Source organism: Vibrio sp. 1159, assembly GCF_033340395.1.
GTDB classification, from domain to species: Bacteria; Pseudomonadota; Gammaproteobacteria; order Enterobacterales; family Vibrionaceae; genus Vibrio; species Vibrio alginolyticus.
In genome coordinates this window covers 50624-65705 of the sequence record NZ_JAWOWL010000013.1, presented here as the reverse complement: position 1 = coordinate 65705, position 15082 = coordinate 50624, and the positions used below count along the sequence as shown (strand labels likewise).

Below are 15082 nucleotides of genomic sequence, written 5' to 3'. Positions count from 1 at the left end.
TTGTCAGGGAACCACCAGCCCGAGGGGCAGTGATCCCCCAAGGGTTATGTAGAATGCTGTTTGTTTGGGGAGGCCAGCTACCTCACTATTCACTCTCGACAGAGAGCAAAATCTTGCTTTCCGAGGGGCACAAACTTTCACATGTGAAAGTCGATGCCACTGGGAAAGCAGGGGGTTAACCCCCCGCTTTAACCCGCGCTAAGCGGTTTAGGATAGACTTCACGCCTTCCCTTACTCCAGATGGATCGTAACCTGCTTCATCGCAGCAGACCACAAATGAGAATGGATGTACCTCATCGGACATCACCCAAGCCATCGTTTCCTGCTTGATTTCACTTCCAGCTCGACCATCAGCAAGGACTCTAAGGCTATGCCATAAAAGCCCATCACGTAACTGCCTTACCTCATCATCAGTCCATTCAGGCTTTGGCTCAAATGGAATGACTTCTGCGGTCTTCGGCTCTTCATCCAGGAAGAAAAGCGGCAGCTCAAGCTGGTTTTCCTTCTGGATCATCTTCACTGCATTCATGGTGACTCCTTTTACGGGCACCATGCCCCCACAGGGGCATGAAGCCCCCAGTGGGGTTACAGTCATAGTTACTTCACGCCTGCCAGTTGAGAATTGATGTTCTCTTCCAGCCAGCCTTGAAGCGATTCAAGGTCACGTTTGTCTTCCGTATTGCTGGCTTTACGTGCATCTTCCGACACAGCGCTCAACATGGCGTTAGCCTCAGCAAGTGATTCAACATTGTTCCCAGGGAACACAATCGTTTGACTGTGATCTTTCATGGTCTTCTCCTTTGAGAATGGAGGACCGTCTCCCATCAGGAAGAGCGGCCCCGTGGGTTAAAAGTAAAAATCCTCCAGCTCTTCATGGTCAGGCTTTCGCTCAACTGGTCGAAGCAACTCAGCTTCATCAGCGAACTCAAGCTCAGGATGAAAAGCAGGATGAAATCCTCGATGCCAGACTGGACGGTCATTATCGAGGTCTAAGTAGCAGTGCCTCCCACTGGCTGGGTGATAGCAGTAAAGCCACTGTCTACCACTAACGGTAAACGGCTTCTCTGCACCTCCACATGCCGGTACAAGGTTATCTGCTGCTATATGCGCTACAGCATCCATAGGATCAGTCCTCATCTTCGTCATCACGAACACAAAGATCACGAGCAACTATTTCCGCAGCTATCAACGCATAATCGTTGCCCTGCCAGAACCACCGCTCCGCCAGCTCATAGGCTTCGCTGGAAGGTTCGCCATAACCATGAGCCACCACGTAATCGTGGAACACTTCATGATCAAATGCCTTGCCATCAGCTTCCATGAACCAACCGACAGGGCACTCCAGAATGCGATGCCTTACGACATCTCGCTCTGAATACCCCTCTCTGACGGCTTGCTCCAACATTTCCCGCGACATACCAGGAGGAGTGATGATCTCTATGCTGATCCCGTCACTTCCTGCAAGATTGTCCTCGTATGGAAGACCGGCAAGTGTAAGGTGATTGCGCTTGCACCAGCCGATGGTCCGAAGTATCCGACTTTTGTCAGACTCCCTGGCCGTGTATCGGTTAAGCTGCATAGCCACCTCCAGCACACTCCCCATCTTCGATTTCACTTCCGAGCTCGACCATTCCAATCAGGTCAAGCTGGGTCATGTCCGAATCCAGAGAGCAGTCAATTGCTGACTGAATGATGCCTTTGTGGGCCAAGCCTAAAACGGACTTAATAGTCGAAAGCAGAGACTCGGCTTCGCTCTCGATTTGCTCCAGAATGTCTTTCCATTCCCAGTGCTCAAACGGTTGCCAAACGACCAGATCCTCAGGCTCGTCTCCCCGTTCGACACACTCAGACAAATACTCATAAGCCTTGCACCAATTCTCTTGTTGGCCCAGTTCACTGAGCACTAGAGCGGTAGCATGACCGTATGCGATTTGTTCAACTTTGGTATTGATAGACATAGTGTTTCTCCTCGTAATGGATAGAGGAGCCCCACCCGCAGGAAAGGCTCCTCCGGATGGGTTAAATTTCCAAGGTCACATCGGTTTTTGCTTTAGCGCAGCAAACCAACACTTCCCCTTCTTTGACAAATGCGATGGGCGTCTCGTCATAGGCCACTTGACCTTCGAGTAGACGAACCCGGCACATGCCACAAAAGCCACTGCGACAATGCGTTTCAACAGTGAGGCCTTTGCTTTCGATTTGCGCCAACAGCACATTGTTGCTGGCTTGAAGTTGTACGTTCATGGTCACGCTCCTTTGTTGTTGATGAGCGCGACCAATCCCCTCCGGGATGTCACGCCCCGGTTGGGCTACTCAGCAAGTGCATAGACACCTACCTCGATGCGAATAAAGAACCTGGCATCTTGAAGAACTTGCCTGACCTTTGCTTGCCAGTGGTTGTTCTCTCGATGCTTTGCGTAGGGTTCAATCTCTTTGTAAATCTGCTCCAGCTTCAACGTTTTCCCCTGTAGGGTTCGGCGTATTGCAGCTTTCCACGTAGTCGAAACCATATTGGTTGCTCGACGGTGTACGGCAGCAAGAAGACAGAGCGATGAGGCAACGTCGTTACGACGAAACACCAACAGCTTTTCATGGGCGATACGCACCAGCTTCCCGGAATACTGAGTTCGGTCACTCACACAGTTGTGCTGTGTTTTGATGATCTCATCCACCAGCTTCCCAGGTGCGATACGTTCCACAAGGCTGGACAGGTTGAAATAATCCCCATCGCGCCTCAGGTTTCCCATGAGGATTCCGTAATGCCCTCCTCGCTCACAGGCGTCATGAATATTCATAACGGCCAGCTCAAGGGCTTCAACGAACTCAGGCAAATTCATGCGGCTCATATCCCATTTGTTGGGCTCGCCCCACTGCTTACCTGAATACTGGATCATGTCCCAGTAAGGAGGGTGCCACCAGATCAGGTGTGCAGGCTCTCCGAGGAACGAAAGGAAGTCATCCCGCAACAGGTTGAACCCCTGATGCAAGTCTGTCCCTTTGAAACGGACACCAAGTTCATTGGCAACGTCGATGCTAGAGCCACCCCCAACACTTGGGTCTGCCACCAGCCCGTTCGGCTTTCTCATGTAAGACTCAATGAAGTCTTTAACGATAAAGCCCGAGCAGTTGCCTCGGTACTTGTTGTTTCCGTAAGGCCCCCTGTTTTCGTAGGAGCATACTGATGATTTGAACATGGCGTCCTCCATCATAGATGGGGCGCACCATGCTCCCATCAGGGGCCGGTTCGCCCCTGGTTAGGGATTAAGATCAAGCGTTATCTGCATACCACCAGCTAAGGCGATTGCAATCACGAAAGAAGGTTGCTTCATCAGGAGCCTTCATCATGACCACATCACCTTCGCAGTAGGTGCATAGCTCAAGCGTTGCTTCATTTTTCCAAAAGGCACTGCACCCCGATTCTTGATACACAACCTCCCATTTGGGATGTCGCAAGTACCGATGGAAGAAATCGAGAGTGTCACCATAAGGGAAGTTGAAGCGCTCCATCACTGAACCATTTTCTGTCAGTTCAGGTTTAACCTTGCCGGTTTTCAAGCGCTTCTTGATGATGCGCTGAACCCAACGAAGTCGTGCAAACAGCCGATTGGTGTCTTTCTCGTACCACTGGGGATTACGCTTGCTCCAGTAGAGCTTGGCGAAGATTTCCCCGGACAAATCCTTCATCTGGTTTTCGTTGAGCTCATCAAGAAAACGTCGAGAAGGTTTGTCGTAGTCAAGAACTGCTTCCAAAGCTGATAGGTTTTTCATAGGGACTCCTTATTGCGATTGCGGAGCCCCGTCCCCTCAGGGCTATCGGAGCCCCATAGGGTTAATTAGGGTTAATGGTTGAACGGCGATTTATCGAGGGTTGGTGAATCGAATGGCTTTACCAACGAAATCGGCCATCAGTCGATTCCCAGTAGAGCTGAAATAGCTCTGCCACTCTTTCCAACCACCAACGGATTCCACCGAGCTTGGAGACTCGAAGATACCCCAGATACGCATTTCACAACCTCGTTGCAACACTCGGTTTACCTGGTCAACCAAGTATTCCTTGTTCTGCAATGAAGAGAGGTTGCAAGGCATCTGCATGATCAGCTTTTCAGCTTGCTCGAAGTCGATTTTTTCAATCAACCCCGTGCGGGTATCCACAGAGAATGGAACCACCTGTTGACCGTGGTTAGACCACAACCAATGGGTGATATAGATCGGATTAACGCCAACTTCCGCTGGCACCAATACGCTGCCGCAAGACCGCAACAGCCAGACCAGACGTAAACCATCGAATCGATCCAGAGACTCCACATCGGTAGTGATGTCATCCTGGTAGATTTCAGGCAGCTTATGTTCGGCGGCGAGAGAGATCATTACGGATTTGAGATTGTTCAGATGAGACATGTGTGCTCCTTAAAGTAACTTGGGCACACAGAGCCTGTCAGGCGCAGTGCGCCCTTAGGCTGAGGTTGAATGCTGTTTGTTTTTGGCGACCAGCTATCGCACGTTTCGCCCTCAGAGAGGACAAAATTCACTTTCTCAGCAACCCTCAATGAAGGCCTCTGAGAAAGTGGGAGGGTATTCCCTCCTCACTTTGATTGTTCCACGAGAGCTGTGTGAACAGGAACGCTCAAACTGCCCTTTTCGGGTGCAAAGCTCAAAGACGCATCAACTGCCCCGTCTTTTCAGTTCTTCGACCAGATGTTCAGGCACCTTACTCGCAGTACAGGCCAGCAATACATCGAGGCCTACCGGCTTGTGAAAGCGCTTATTTGACCAGGAATCGCCAACTGATGACTTTGCCCAGTCGATTGCTTGCCCAAGACTGTGGAACTGCCGCCTGCCTGTGTATCCCATACGACTATCCAAAGTAACACCCTGGAACAGTCTCCAGTACATCGGAGGAATGCGCTTAGCAAGCAGTAAAAAAGGCGTCTCCGGCACTGTAGCCCTTCTACCTTTGTTCCGATGATACAAATCCAAAGATGAATGGAATTGGTTCATAGACTCTCCAAATAAAAACGGCCACCCCCGAAGGGATAGCCGTTTGTCGTTTCACTTCCTGTTAAGCTGCAAAAGCAGTCAATGACCGCTCCATCAACTTAAACAGTGTGCGTTGCAGAGCTGCCGCATCATCAATGACAATGTTCTTTTGGAACAGTCCTGACACTGCGGTAGTCTCTACCCCTATGCCGATCACCTCAACATCGCTTCGTTCACAGAGGTCAATCACTGAGCGACATGCCGGGGCGCTTTGAGGCTGCCCGTCAGTCACTACGATCAACATTTTTCGCTCTTCACGGGTCTTGGTGAGTTCAAAAGCTGCATACCACATAGCTTCCGCCATAGGCGTACCGCCAGTTGCTTTGAACCCAAACCGACCGGCCCGATTCTGAACCGTATCTCCATGCTTCACGACACTGAACACTGGCTGGTTCCGGTTGCCACCAAAAAAGGTGACTGCCGGGTTTACGCCGGGTATTGCTTCCAGAGCCATCGAAATAGCCAAGGACGCTTCCCGCGCAATGTCTTGACGCTCCTTTCCATTGGCGGCCTTGTAGGCCATCGAGGAGCTCATATCAACCAGGATGTGAACCGCCGTATTAGGGCGTTTCTTGGCTTCCGGCTTGAGGAATACGCGGGTATCACCCGTCACTACACGATGTAGTTTCCGAGCATCCACACGCTTCCCTGATCGTTGGTTACGGTGAGCAACTCGCTGGCTGGCCTGGACCAATCCGTAGAGCTGCGTTCTTATCTTTGAAGTGGTGCTCTTCACATCCCCTACCAGGCTTTTGCCAACAGCAGGGTTGTCCTGGGTGTTCACAGCAGAGCGAACAGTCATATAGCTACTGTCCCCCTTATCTTGAGCCACCCGGTTGAGCTCGGCTTTAAGTGCATCATGCGCGTCACCACGCAAATCACCGGCACCGGCATTCAGAACCTGCTGGAGCATTTTGGCCGCGTCTTGTTTCGCCGCGTCAGAATTGCCACCAGCCTGGCTTTGTCCTGCCTTGCTGCCACCATCAGTATCCGACTTGCCTTGGTCGCCCTGTCCTTTCGGATCAGATTTCCCGTTAGCATCGTCTTGCTTCTGGTCTTTACCTTGCTGATCACCACCATTGGCATCAGGCCCTTGGTTTTGATCGTTACCACTTCCGCCCTGACTGTTCTGAGGTTGGTTGCCACCAGCATTCTGCTGGTTGTTACCATCCTGACCATTCAGGGGCTTTTGCTCTTCTTTCTCCTTTTCCTCCTCGATCATCTTGATGATTTGGTCGGCCAAGGATGTCACCTCTGCGGTTGACTTAGTGTTCACAGCCTTACGCAGTAAAGCGTTCAGCCGAACAACAACACCCTGAGGGAACACGCGCTCGAATACGGGGGTAGCCGAATCGAGATAGGGTTGAAGGACGGATTGCCCTACAGCCTTGGTTTGCAACCAGTACAAACAAAACCCTGTCAGAATGGAGGCAGGGGCCTCTTTGTCTGTGACGTGCTCGTAATGACCAGCTTGAGCCATATAGCGAGCAACCTCATTCAGGGTCTGCGACGTACCGGGGAAGAGTTCCATCATGGCCCGTTCTATGCGGCAGTCCTCCAAAACGTTGGACAACTCAGCATGAAGACCTCTGCGGCGCTCAACACCAAAGTCCGTAAACCGGACATGGGCTGCTTCATGGGCCAAATACCCCCAGACAGCATCCATGTGAGGATAGTCGTCGGGGATATTCGGAACCACGATGGTCTTACCATCGGTGTATGCGTCATCGTTACCGATGGCGACTTTGACACCGAGTTTTTCACCATAGGCTGCGGCCACGATTGGTAGAGCGCTGTAAATGGTGCGTTTTTTGGACATATCTTTTCTCCTGGTAGGGAAGGAGATAGTCCACCCCTGGAGGGAATGGCTATCCCCTCCGGGTCGGTTTAGTTGAAGTGACTATTAGAAGAAATAGTCGCCATCGTCGTCAGTTTTAGGCAGCTCCTGGTTGAGAGGCTCCTCTGTCGGCTCCTCTTGGACAGGCTCTTGCTCTACCGGAGTTTCCTCAGGCAAAACCGGCTCATCCTCAACATCAACGCGCTCTTCTCGAACCACATCACCGGCATTGGATTCATCTTCCGATTCACCCTCGCCTCGTTCTGCAAAACTCTTGAAGAAGTTGTCGATGTCTTCATCCAGGTCAACAGCGTTACCACCGCTGTTAGTCTGTTCTGATTGAACAGATTCAGTACCACCTACCTGTTGCTGCTTGGTTTCGCCACCCTCTGTTGCAGGGATAAGCTCACCGGCTTTATCGCTTTTCTGTTCGGCCTTTTCATCTTTAGAACGGTCCCCCATCTGGGCTCCCGAACCGCCAATGTCATTAGCCATGCCCTCTACAGTAATCGAGCCATTGGCATACTGCTCGATGCGGTCCCTCTCGCTCATGATCAGCACTGCGGCCACGACCTGATAAAAGAAAGGCGCAACGATGTTTCGGCCATCGGCATGTTGCTCGTATCCCCGGAGGGTTTGGTCGAGCAGCTTGACCAGAGGGTTAAAAGCGCTGTTCAGGAAGCTAAGCCCATCCACCTTGTCGCGGATGTTACGGAGTGTCTGCCGAGTAGTGACCGCACATTGGTCTCGACCGGCCAAACGTTCCATATAGAACTTATTCGCTTCCTGAACCACTTCGGAGATGAGATCGTCACCCAAGCGCTCAACCTTGCGGTTAAGGCGTTTGGCGTTGGCCTCATCTTCGTTCACAGGCTGGATCATGAACACCTGGTACTCAAAGCCAATCCGCTCCTCGACCGTTTCCTTTGGAAGGGCTCCGGCACGGATAGCTCGTTCATACTCAGGGTTCTCCTGACACCATTCATCCACGGCTTTGTTGTAACCTTTGATGAAATCCTGTTTCAGTTGGTTAAACTGAAAGTTTATGTCATTCAGCTTGTTACAGATTTCATCGGTCTTGCTGACGGGTACGGCAAATCCGTTCATGAACGGCATACCGAATTTCAGCAGGAGGCGACGAGTTTCTGTTTTCAGGCGATGAAAGCCTTTCAGCTTAGCCGGATCACAGATCTTCTTACTTCCCAGTTGAGCTACTTTCTCAGGTGGAATTTCACCACCCTCGCCCAGCTTGAGATCAGATGCAGACAAACGGGTTTGTCCACTCCAGATGTCAAAGTCTACGTGGATAACACAGAGGCTTTGTAGATGGTTCACTTTAGTCATGATGCACTCCAAAAAGTTGGGGGCGCACCACGTCCCGAACCGGGCGGATGCGCCCGGTTGGGCTAGTAAATTAACGTTAATTTGCTGTTTGTTTTTGGCGACCAGCTATCGCACTTTTCGCTCTCCGAAGAGAACAAAATCTTGCTTTCCGTTGGAGACTCCCAGAATCCCCAAGGGAAAGCGGGGGAAAATCCCCCACTCACCAGTAGAACGTCTCTACTTCTTCCGGCAAATCATCAAGAGGAGCAAGCACGTCCTCATCAACAATGTACCGTGGCTTCACAGAGCCAGTAACCGTTACACGGCACCGCTCTGATGACTTCTCTCTGTACTGGTCAACATCCTCAGGCTTCACGCCTGACGCCTTATCAGCCAACAGCTTTTTGTAGTCTACCCGGCCAGCCGCTTTGTATCTCGTTACCATCACACCGCAGTAGTCGGCATGGAAGTATTCCCCCATGAGGGACTTCATGGTGTCGAGATGAGGCTTTTGCCTTTCTTGAAGCTCAGACAGTCGCTGTTTCAGCTCCTGAATCTCAGCATCATAGAGGCGGTATTCCTCAGCAGCAGCAATCCAACGGTTGACCTCTTCACCTTGCGGTATGTACAGGTCTCTCTCTGGATCTTTGTCGGGCTCCTTCTTGTCTACTACCTGTTGCCAGAACTTTTTAGCCTCGGCCAAGATTTCTTGAATCATGGCTTCGTCTCGGAGTATTGGAAACTCCTGAATCTGACCTTCAAAGTAGAAGACTAACCAGCCTTGCTTGGCCCCCGTTACCAGGAGCTGGTGTTGCACCTGCGGGTAATAAAGCTGGTATGCCTTGCTGTTTGCTTTCTCAGCACAAACATCTTCCCAGACAGTCGCACTCGGGCTTTTCAGCTCGACGGGCTCCCCGTTATCTCTCAGGCCATCCAGGGAGGCCCTCATGAGCGGGTATTGAACCGATTCGACACAGGCGGGGAGCAGCATGTCATCATACTTCTCCTCGAAAGCGCGTCTTGCAGCATCTTCGTTTTCTATCCCCCGGCGAACCAGCGGATTAAGACTCAGATCGACTTCACGCGCATACCCAGTCTTCTCGGCCCACAGTCTCCATCGTGTTTTGTACGGAGACCGATTGAGCAGGATAGCGGCGTCAGTGGCTGTTACACCTTGACGCCGCCAATCAAGCCAATCTTCCTCTCGTTGCGATAGGTTGACTATTTTCATGGACCTCTCTCCAATGGTTAGGAGGGAGATCTCCCCCAGCGGGGGAGTCCCCCCCGTTGGGGTTAGTAGTAACTGCCTTCCGCGCCCTCCTCTTCTGTAACAGGGATCATGTCCTCGTCACTCAAAGGCGGCATTTCTTCGGCACCAGGTTCAGCATTTGCAGAACCACCAGCGGCGGACTCTTGCTCGTGCGCTTCCTGGTAGTCAGGTTTCGGAGGCTCCATTTGATCCATCTCCTTGTCACGAAGGAATTGAGTCGCATATTGCAGTTCCGAACCTTCATACCGTCCCTTCACATACTCATGCGCCGCAGACCATGCGTTTTCAGCAATGGCGCGATTTGCGAGTTTGGTTAGGATCGGGTCAAGCTCTTTGTGCTCAATAGCCAAAGGCTCTTGGCTTTGAACTTGAGATGGTGAAGGGAGATTGGCAATAGCCGGGTTAATGGCCGATGCCTGCTCCATTTCACGGATGCGTTCAGCTTCATCCTGGTCATAAATACCAGAGAAACCAAATGCGACACGAGAACACTGGATCAGCGACTTGTGCCGGAGTTGACGCTTGGTGTGCGTTTGCCAGGGGCCATCAACAGTGTAAGCACCATTGCGACCTTGACCCTGAAACGGTTCACGGTACACCTCATCAATGAACTCCTTGATGCGGATAGGGCGAGATCTGTCCTTACGGTAAATCACGCATTCAATCCACTCAGGGCAGTCAACTTTCGCCCCCTGCATTCTGACCATCTTGTCCGAATACACGAACTCGACGCCATCATACTGGGGATGCTCGTTGATGATGCGGCTCCAACCATCAACACCTACTACCGGAATGATCCCATTTTGCTTGTCAGGAAACGCATAGATTTCCCGAGTGAAAGGGTTCAAACCGTACTGTTCAGCCACGATCAGGAGCGTCATCATCTGCTCATCGGTCGGGGCACTTCCATCTCGCTGCTTGAATGCGGTCGCCTTCAAAGTTTCATAGAACTTTCGGGTGTCCACGCCAAACCGGCTTGCGATACGGGTTACAAGAGATTTGTTATCAGACATGGTGTTTCTCCAATTCACGAATGAACGGTTTGAGGACACCATGACCCCCTCGGGGCATGAGTGCCCCCGTGGGGTTTAGTAAGAGTTGGCGGTGTTACCCGCCAGCCAAGTGGTGCAGCCGCATGAACGGGATGTCATCATCCCAGCCATCAGGAGCGGGACCATAGCCTCCGCCCATACCACCTTGCGGTGCTGATTGCTGCACAGGAGCAGATTGCGTACCGGCTCCTGTACGTTGCCCTTTTTGGGGCGCTGCACGTTGAGAGTTGTCCTGAGGTGCATTTCCACGACCACCAAGCATCTGCATTTCAACGCAGTGTACTTCGGTGGTGTAGCGCTCGATTTGTTGGCTGTCAGTCCACTTCCGGGTGCGGTTGCTCCCTTCGAGATAGACTTGGGAGCCCTTTTTCAGGTACTCACCAGCGACTTCTGCCAAACGACCTTTAAGCACAATACGGTGCCACTCAGTATGCTCTCTTTGCTCGCCAGACTGCTTATCGCGCCACGTATCCGTTGTTGCAACGTTGAAGTTGGCAACGGCAGTTCCGCTTGGCATGTAGCGAATTTCCGGGTCAGAACCGAGATTACCGACCAGAATTACTTTGTTGACGCCTTTAGACATCATGACCTCCAAGTTATTTGGAGAGGGCCAACGCCCCTTTCGGGGAGCAAGCCCCCGTAAGGGTTAAAAAAAGTGATCCTCTTGTTCGGCGTCGATCTCTGCCAGGCGAATCAGCTCAGATACAAGGCCAAGCCTTTCTGCATCTGCTCTTACTTCGTCGTAGCTGAAACCAAACCGTTCAATGAGGGGTTTTAGTGAATCAAAACGCTCGTAGTCGAAGGTATCACCCTGTTCATCACAGAATGCCACCAGCGGCTTCTCTACGTTTGAAAAGTCATCCGCGAAACGCTGTTGCAGGTAAACCAACATCAGCAGGGGTTTGTGACCATGTTCCGGGCGGAGTTCACCAGCGCCTTCCAGCGTAGCTGGATGGATAGTGTTTTCGCCTAGTCCAGTGCTAACCCCAAGCTCATAACCGCTGTCAGTACGCATCAGCACACTGGGTAGCAAGTCATTTGAGCCTTCGCTCCGAGCAACCTCAAAGCCGATTAAACCGGCTCCTTTGGCAAAAACCCCAGCAACAAAACCTTTGAAGAGGTTTATGTCACCTGGAGGTAACTCAGAGGGCGGAGATAACAGCCAGTTGAGAGATCCCAAGCTGGCTGTTTGTCCGGCTGAAACATTCCCCCCTTCCAGCACCGTCTGTGTCTCTGCGTTTACCAGCACCTCATCCAGAAAGGTGTACCCCTGGCTGAGAAACTGTGACACATACTGGCTTTCTTTGTCCTTGTAGGACATTGGGATCGTGTCTGGGCCGTTAGCTTCAAAAGGTCCTTCGAGCTTTGTCTCAGACCAATTTTCAGCTTTCCCATCAGTGACGGTTCGGCGTAGCTCGACCATCGTGAATTGGCCTGGCTCCGAGGAGCTGGGCTCCCGGAGCAACTTGTAGCCAATGAAGACTTCTATTGTGGTTTCGTCATTGCCCCACTCTTTAGCAGTGTAACGACGGCACAAACAGTCATTTTTCTTCATGCGTCACCCCTTAGCGCCATTGGTCCCCGAACACATCCTTCGCAACACGCAGGATGGCTTCACGCTCCTCTTTGGCCGCACGGATAAGCAGAGCTTGATCCAGGGCGTATTCAAGAGCATTTGGGGCACCACGGAACGCTAGAGACAGTTTCGCCCAACGCACCAACGTCCGAGTGGACATGGTGACGCTGATCTGACCATCTTCACCGTTTTCGCCAAGAAACAGTTTGCGGACCTGATTAGCAATCCGAACCATTCCCTTCCGCACATTTTCCGGAAGTTTCGGAGTAACACGGCCAAGAATGCTGAGTTCAGCTTCCTCATCCGCATACCCTACTTTGGTGAAACGATAGCGATCCATAGCTGCGAGGTTCTGCATCATCACCCCCTGGTACAAACCAGAAGCATCACCGGACCCCGTAGAGTTACCAGTAACGACCACACGAAACATCGGGTGCGGCTTGATGATTTCCCCGCCATTCTGAGCGATCACAAGGGGACGCCCTTCAAGGACATCGTTGAGACCAGCCAGCTCGGCAGGGTCGGCCAAATCCACCTCGTTGATGAGGAGCAGATGACCTTCACGCATAGCGACTGCCAGAGGTCCATACATGAACTTCATGACAGGTGGTTGACCAGGCTTTTCCGCGACCAGAGCGTGATGTCCAATCAGATCTGTCAGCTCCATCCGCCCGTGGGCAGTGATTTGCTGAACAGGCCAGTTGAGACGACCAGCGATCTCGGTGATACCTGAGGTTTTGCCAGACCCGGTAGGGCCGGTTACGAACAATGCGTCACCGCCAGGCTCTTTGAGATAGGCCAAGACCTCTCGCAGAAACTCTTTGCGGAAAACGTAGTTGGTATCAGTGGCAGGGATGAAAGGGTTTGAACCGTCAGCGTAGCCGATGGCCGTTACCTTCTCCGGAATGCTGGGCATACCGAAAACCTTGCTTACTGAGAATTGAGAGTATTGAGACATAGGTGCGCTCCTATTGTGACAGGCGCACCACGTCCCGAACCGGGCGGATGCGCCCGGTTGGGCTAGTAAATTAACGTTAATTTGCTGTTTGTTTTTGGCGACCAGCTATCGCACTTTTCGCTCTCCGAAGAGAACAAAATCTGCTTACTGATGGTATTCACCATGAGTAAGAAGACTTTTAAGGAGCGAGGAGAGTAGCCTCTCCTGGAGGCCACTCCCTCAATGGACGAACATCACCACATCGTCGTTTTGACCAATGACCCCGGTTTCTTTGGCCCACTTCACTGCTTCACTGTGCGCCTGGTAGGAGCTGGAATACAGTTTCGGATCAAATTTCACCTCGCGTCCATCAGCCAGATAGATGATGCCTGCGTGATCGTCGTAAACATGAAGATTCTGTTGCATTCGACATTCCCCCTGTAGCTTGTCGTCAAAGCCAACTGACACCAGAAGACTTTGAGGACAAGCCACAGAGGCTTGACCAGAAAGAGAGGGGTTGCCCCCTCCCTTTGCGTTGACTATCAGCAGTAACCGAACGATTCAGCGATTCTCACGAAAGGACGAGAGATTGCCCAACCAGTAGGGATACACAAAGCGATGATAGCGATTTCCATGATGTTGCTCCTAAGCAAAAAGGGGCAACATCCCCGTCGGGGTATGGTTGCCCCGATGGGTTTGAAAGTGTCGAAGATTACTCAGCGACAGTTATTACCAAACAAGTTCCTTGCCCTTACGAAGGTAAGTCGGGATTTCGAGATAATCCCAGTCAGGTTCTTGTTTAGCGACTTCTTGAACTTGAGTTACCTCAGGTTCAACGACTGCTTTGGCTTGTTCAGCCTTGGCAGCACGTTCTTTGATGACGGCCTGTACAGACCGCATTGCAGGAACTGCGAATTTGTTCCAAAGGAACAAACCGATACGCTGGAACACTTTAGCGAGAACGATGAAGGAAAAAGCAAATGCCTTCGCGCCTACGTACAGTGCGCCCAGAGATGCAAGCAGAACTACAATGAAAGTGATGATGTGCATGGTGTTGCTCCTATGTAAAAAAACAGGGGCAACACCCGAAAACCGGGAGAAGCCCCCGGCTTGGGGTTAAGTAATGCCATACGGCATAAGACTAGATGCTGTTTGTTTTCGGAGACCAGCTATCTCACCTATAGCCGCAGAGCGACTAAGATGATTCAAATATAGCTCACCTTTGCTAAACAGAAAACGCTGTAACTGTCCATTTTGGGCACTTCGAGAGGTCAGGTTACAGATTGACCGCATTTATCCTTTCCAGTGCGTTTATCTGTACCTCAAATTTAGGAGTATCTCTAATGGCAGAAGCACAAGTAGCACTGGACACAAACAACGACCGCAGCAACCACTACTCTCGCCCTGTTTTCAAGCAAGTTCTGAAAGTAAACAGCCTCCAAGCTCAGCGCGTCATGGAACGCAGCTTTGAGCGAGTTTCCAACTCCCTGTTCTCCATCGACGTGATCCTTCGCATCATCGGTGAGCAGGACGAAATCGACCAGGTTGAAACCGTCATCCTGGAACACATTTCCAAGGTCTCCGAAGACCTGGACAAAGCTACCGCCCAGCTCAACAAGCTGATGGAAGACAACGGCATCGACATGATGCCCGGCTACACCAACCCGAATGAATACACCATCGAGATCAACTCTCCTCAGGTTGCTCAGTTTGCACACCTGATCCGCAAACTGGATACCCTGATGGGGATCGTTGACACTCTCTGGCTGAACACCGTACTGACCAGCAAGCAGCGCACCGACGCCACTTACCAATGGCAGCAACGCCTCATCAAGCTGGCCGGTCGAATCATCGGCATCGAGAAACGGGCTCGCATTTCCGCCCACAGCAAAGGCAAAGAAGGTGAAGTGGCCGAAGCCGCTCCGGAATCTGCAACCGGCGACAAGGAAATCGCAGACGAAGCCGAGAAAACAAAAGCAGCATAACCCAGCCCAAACCTTTGCCCCTCGCCCGAGGGGCTTTTTTTTGTCTTTTATGGTTGCATTTTTTG

At 51.6% G+C, this 15082-nt stretch carries 20 protein-coding genes; 1 reads left to right on the top strand and 19 read right to left on the bottom strand.

The genetic code is table 11. The features are described 5' to 3' along the window. Window positions 1-175 precede the first annotated feature (175 nt). The 19 genes from R7127_RS12270 to R7127_RS12180 form a co-directional block, all read right to left on the bottom strand. The gene (locus R7127_RS12270) at window positions 176-529 is read right to left on the bottom strand and encodes a hypothetical protein (protein ID WP_000994741.1); all 354 of its coding nucleotides are present in this window, start codon (window positions 527-529) and stop codon (window positions 176-178) included. 68 nt (window positions 530-597) lie between these two features. Next, entirely contained in the window at window positions 598-789 is a 192-nt protein-coding gene (locus tag R7127_RS12265) for a hypothetical protein (protein WP_000651508.1), read from the bottom strand. A 57-nt stretch (window positions 790-846) separates the two neighbouring features. Continuing rightward, the gene (locus R7127_RS12260; protein WP_000340223.1) at window positions 847-1122 is read right to left on the bottom strand and encodes a hypothetical protein; all 276 of its coding nucleotides are present in this window, start codon (window positions 1120-1122) and stop codon (window positions 847-849) included. Window positions 1123-1126: 4 nt separating this feature from the next. Then, entirely contained in the window at window positions 1127-1579 is a 453-nt protein-coding gene (locus R7127_RS12255) for a hypothetical protein (protein WP_001176699.1), read from the bottom strand. Next, on the bottom strand, window positions 1569-1958 hold the full coding sequence (locus R7127_RS12250; RefSeq protein WP_000026577.1) for a hypothetical protein: 390 nt from the start codon (window positions 1956-1958) through the stop codon (window positions 1569-1571). Before R7127_RS12250 ends, R7127_RS12255 begins: the two co-directional genes overlap by 11 nt. 61 nt (window positions 1959-2019) lie before the next feature. Continuing rightward, window positions 2020-2244: a class I ribonucleotide reductase maintenance protein YfaE gene (gene yfaE, locus R7127_RS12245; protein WP_001102700.1), complete on the bottom strand. Its 225-nt coding sequence runs from the start codon at window positions 2242-2244 to the stop codon at window positions 2020-2022. 65 nt (window positions 2245-2309) lie between these two features. Further along, window positions 2310-3194 carry a hypothetical protein gene (locus R7127_RS12240; protein WP_000477209.1) on the bottom strand — a complete coding sequence of 295 codons (885 nt, stop codon included), beginning with the start codon at window positions 3192-3194 and terminating at the stop codon, window positions 2310-2312. A gap of 73 nt (window positions 3195-3267) precedes the next feature. Further along, window positions 3268-3768: a hypothetical protein gene (locus tag R7127_RS12235; RefSeq protein WP_000793769.1), complete on the bottom strand. Its 501-nt coding sequence runs from the start codon at window positions 3766-3768 to the stop codon at window positions 3268-3270. 90 nt (window positions 3769-3858) lie between these two features. Then, window positions 3859-4398 carry a hypothetical protein gene (locus R7127_RS12230; RefSeq protein WP_000018872.1) on the bottom strand — a complete coding sequence of 180 codons (540 nt, stop codon included), beginning with the start codon at window positions 4396-4398 and terminating at the stop codon, window positions 3859-3861. Between the two features lie 264 nt (window positions 4399-4662). Then, window positions 4663-4998, bottom strand: a complete 336-nt coding sequence (locus R7127_RS12225) for a hypothetical protein (RefSeq protein ID WP_001071288.1) — start codon at window positions 4996-4998, stop codon at window positions 4663-4665. 61 nt (window positions 4999-5059) lie between these two features. Beyond that, the gene (locus R7127_RS12220) at window positions 5060-6856 is read right to left on the bottom strand and encodes a VWA domain-containing protein (RefSeq protein ID WP_000039318.1); all 1797 of its coding nucleotides are present in this window, start codon (window positions 6854-6856) and stop codon (window positions 5060-5062) included. A gap of 84 nt (window positions 6857-6940) precedes the next feature. Further along, complete coding sequence (locus R7127_RS12215; protein ID WP_000170086.1) at window positions 6941-8218, bottom strand: DUF3150 domain-containing protein; 1278 nt, start codon at window positions 8216-8218, stop codon at window positions 6941-6943. Window positions 8219-8417: 199 nt separating this feature from the next. Beyond that, a complete protein-coding gene (locus R7127_RS12210; protein ID WP_000706865.1) occupies window positions 8418-9428 on the bottom strand; it encodes a YqaJ viral recombinase family protein in 1011 nt (336 codons plus the stop codon). 62 nt (window positions 9429-9490) lie between these two features. After that, window positions 9491-10480, bottom strand: a complete 990-nt coding sequence (gene bet, locus R7127_RS12205) for a phage recombination protein Bet (RefSeq protein ID WP_001282585.1) — start codon at window positions 10478-10480, stop codon at window positions 9491-9493. A gap of 94 nt (window positions 10481-10574) precedes the next feature. After that, entirely contained in the window at window positions 10575-11105 is a 531-nt protein-coding gene (gene ssb, locus R7127_RS12200) for a single-stranded DNA-binding protein (RefSeq protein ID WP_000987165.1), read from the bottom strand. Between the two features lie 60 nt (window positions 11106-11165). Further along, entirely contained in the window at window positions 11166-12074 is a 909-nt protein-coding gene (locus R7127_RS12195) for a hypothetical protein (protein ID WP_000739139.1), read from the bottom strand. Window positions 12075-12084: 10 nt separating this feature from the next. Beyond that, a complete protein-coding gene (locus R7127_RS12190) occupies window positions 12085-13053 on the bottom strand; it encodes an AAA family ATPase (RefSeq protein WP_000085162.1) in 969 nt (322 codons plus the stop codon). Between the two features lie 219 nt (window positions 13054-13272). Further along, window positions 13273-13458, bottom strand: coding sequence for a hypothetical protein (locus R7127_RS12185; protein WP_001186917.1), 186 nt, complete (start codon window positions 13456-13458; stop codon window positions 13273-13275). A gap of 303 nt (window positions 13459-13761) precedes the next feature. Then, window positions 13762-14082, bottom strand: coding sequence for a hypothetical protein (locus tag R7127_RS12180; protein WP_000547566.1), 321 nt, complete (start codon window positions 14080-14082; stop codon window positions 13762-13764). 293 nt (window positions 14083-14375) lie between these two features. On the opposite strand from R7127_RS12180, the gene R7127_RS12175 reads away from it, so the two are divergent. Beyond that, window positions 14376-15017, top strand: a complete 642-nt coding sequence (locus R7127_RS12175) for a hypothetical protein (RefSeq protein ID WP_000796664.1) — start codon at window positions 14376-14378, stop codon at window positions 15015-15017. The last annotated feature ends 65 nt before the right edge of the window (window positions 15018-15082 follow it).

Bases quoted from the DNA above. Each gene is read 5' to 3' on its own strand.
- R7127_RS12255 (WP_001176699.1), bottom strand. From the start codon at position 1,579: ATGCAGCTTAACCGATACACGGCCAGGGAGTCTGACAAAAGTCGGATA.
- R7127_RS12240 (WP_000477209.1), bottom strand. From the start codon at position 3,194: ATGTTCAAATCATCAGTATGCTCCTACGAAAACAGGGGGCCTTACGGA.
- R7127_RS12270 (WP_000994741.1), bottom strand. From the start codon at position 529: ATGAATGCAGTGAAGATGATCCAGAAGGAAAACCAGCTTGAGCTGCCG.
- ssb (WP_000987165.1), bottom strand. From the start codon at position 11,105: ATGATGTCTAAAGGCGTCAACAAAGTAATTCTGGTCGGTAATCTCGGT.
- R7127_RS12215 (WP_000170086.1), bottom strand. From the start codon at position 8,218: ATGACTAAAGTGAACCATCTACAAAGCCTCTGTGTTATCCACGTAGAC.
- R7127_RS12265 (WP_000651508.1), bottom strand. From the start codon at position 789: ATGAAAGATCACAGTCAAACGATTGTGTTCCCTGGGAACAATGTTGAA.
- R7127_RS12195 (WP_000739139.1), bottom strand. From the start codon at position 12,074: ATGAAGAAAAATGACTGTTTGTGCCGTCGTTACACTGCTAAAGAGTGG.
- R7127_RS12190 (WP_000085162.1), bottom strand. From the start codon at position 13,053: ATGTCTCAATACTCTCAATTCTCAGTAAGCAAGGTTTTCGGTATGCCC.
- R7127_RS12250 (WP_000026577.1), bottom strand. From the start codon at position 1,958: ATGTCTATCAATACCAAAGTTGAACAAATCGCATACGGTCATGCTACC.
- R7127_RS12185 (WP_001186917.1), bottom strand. From the start codon at position 13,458: ATGCAACAGAATCTTCATGTTTACGACGATCACGCAGGCATCATCTAT.
- R7127_RS12220 (WP_000039318.1), bottom strand. From the start codon at position 6,856: ATGTCCAAAAAACGCACCATTTACAGCGCTCTACCAATCGTGGCCGCA.
- R7127_RS12210 (WP_000706865.1), bottom strand. From the start codon at position 9,428: ATGAAAATAGTCAACCTATCGCAACGAGAGGAAGATTGGCTTGATTGG.
- bet (WP_001282585.1), bottom strand. From the start codon at position 10,480: ATGTCTGATAACAAATCTCTTGTAACCCGTATCGCAAGCCGGTTTGGC.
- R7127_RS12235 (WP_000793769.1), bottom strand. From the start codon at position 3,768: ATGAAAAACCTATCAGCTTTGGAAGCAGTTCTTGACTACGACAAACCT.
- R7127_RS12230 (WP_000018872.1), bottom strand. From the start codon at position 4,398: ATGTCTCATCTGAACAATCTCAAATCCGTAATGATCTCTCTCGCCGCC.
- R7127_RS12175 (WP_000796664.1), top strand. From the start codon at position 14,376: ATGGCAGAAGCACAAGTAGCACTGGACACAAACAACGACCGCAGCAAC.
- yfaE (WP_001102700.1), bottom strand. From the start codon at position 2,244: ATGAACGTACAACTTCAAGCCAGCAACAATGTGCTGTTGGCGCAAATC.
- R7127_RS12260 (WP_000340223.1), bottom strand. From the start codon at position 1,122: ATGGATGCTGTAGCGCATATAGCAGCAGATAACCTTGTACCGGCATGT.
- R7127_RS12180 (WP_000547566.1), bottom strand. From the start codon at position 14,082: ATGCACATCATCACTTTCATTGTAGTTCTGCTTGCATCTCTGGGCGCA.
- R7127_RS12225 (WP_001071288.1), bottom strand. From the start codon at position 4,998: ATGAACCAATTCCATTCATCTTTGGATTTGTATCATCGGAACAAAGGT.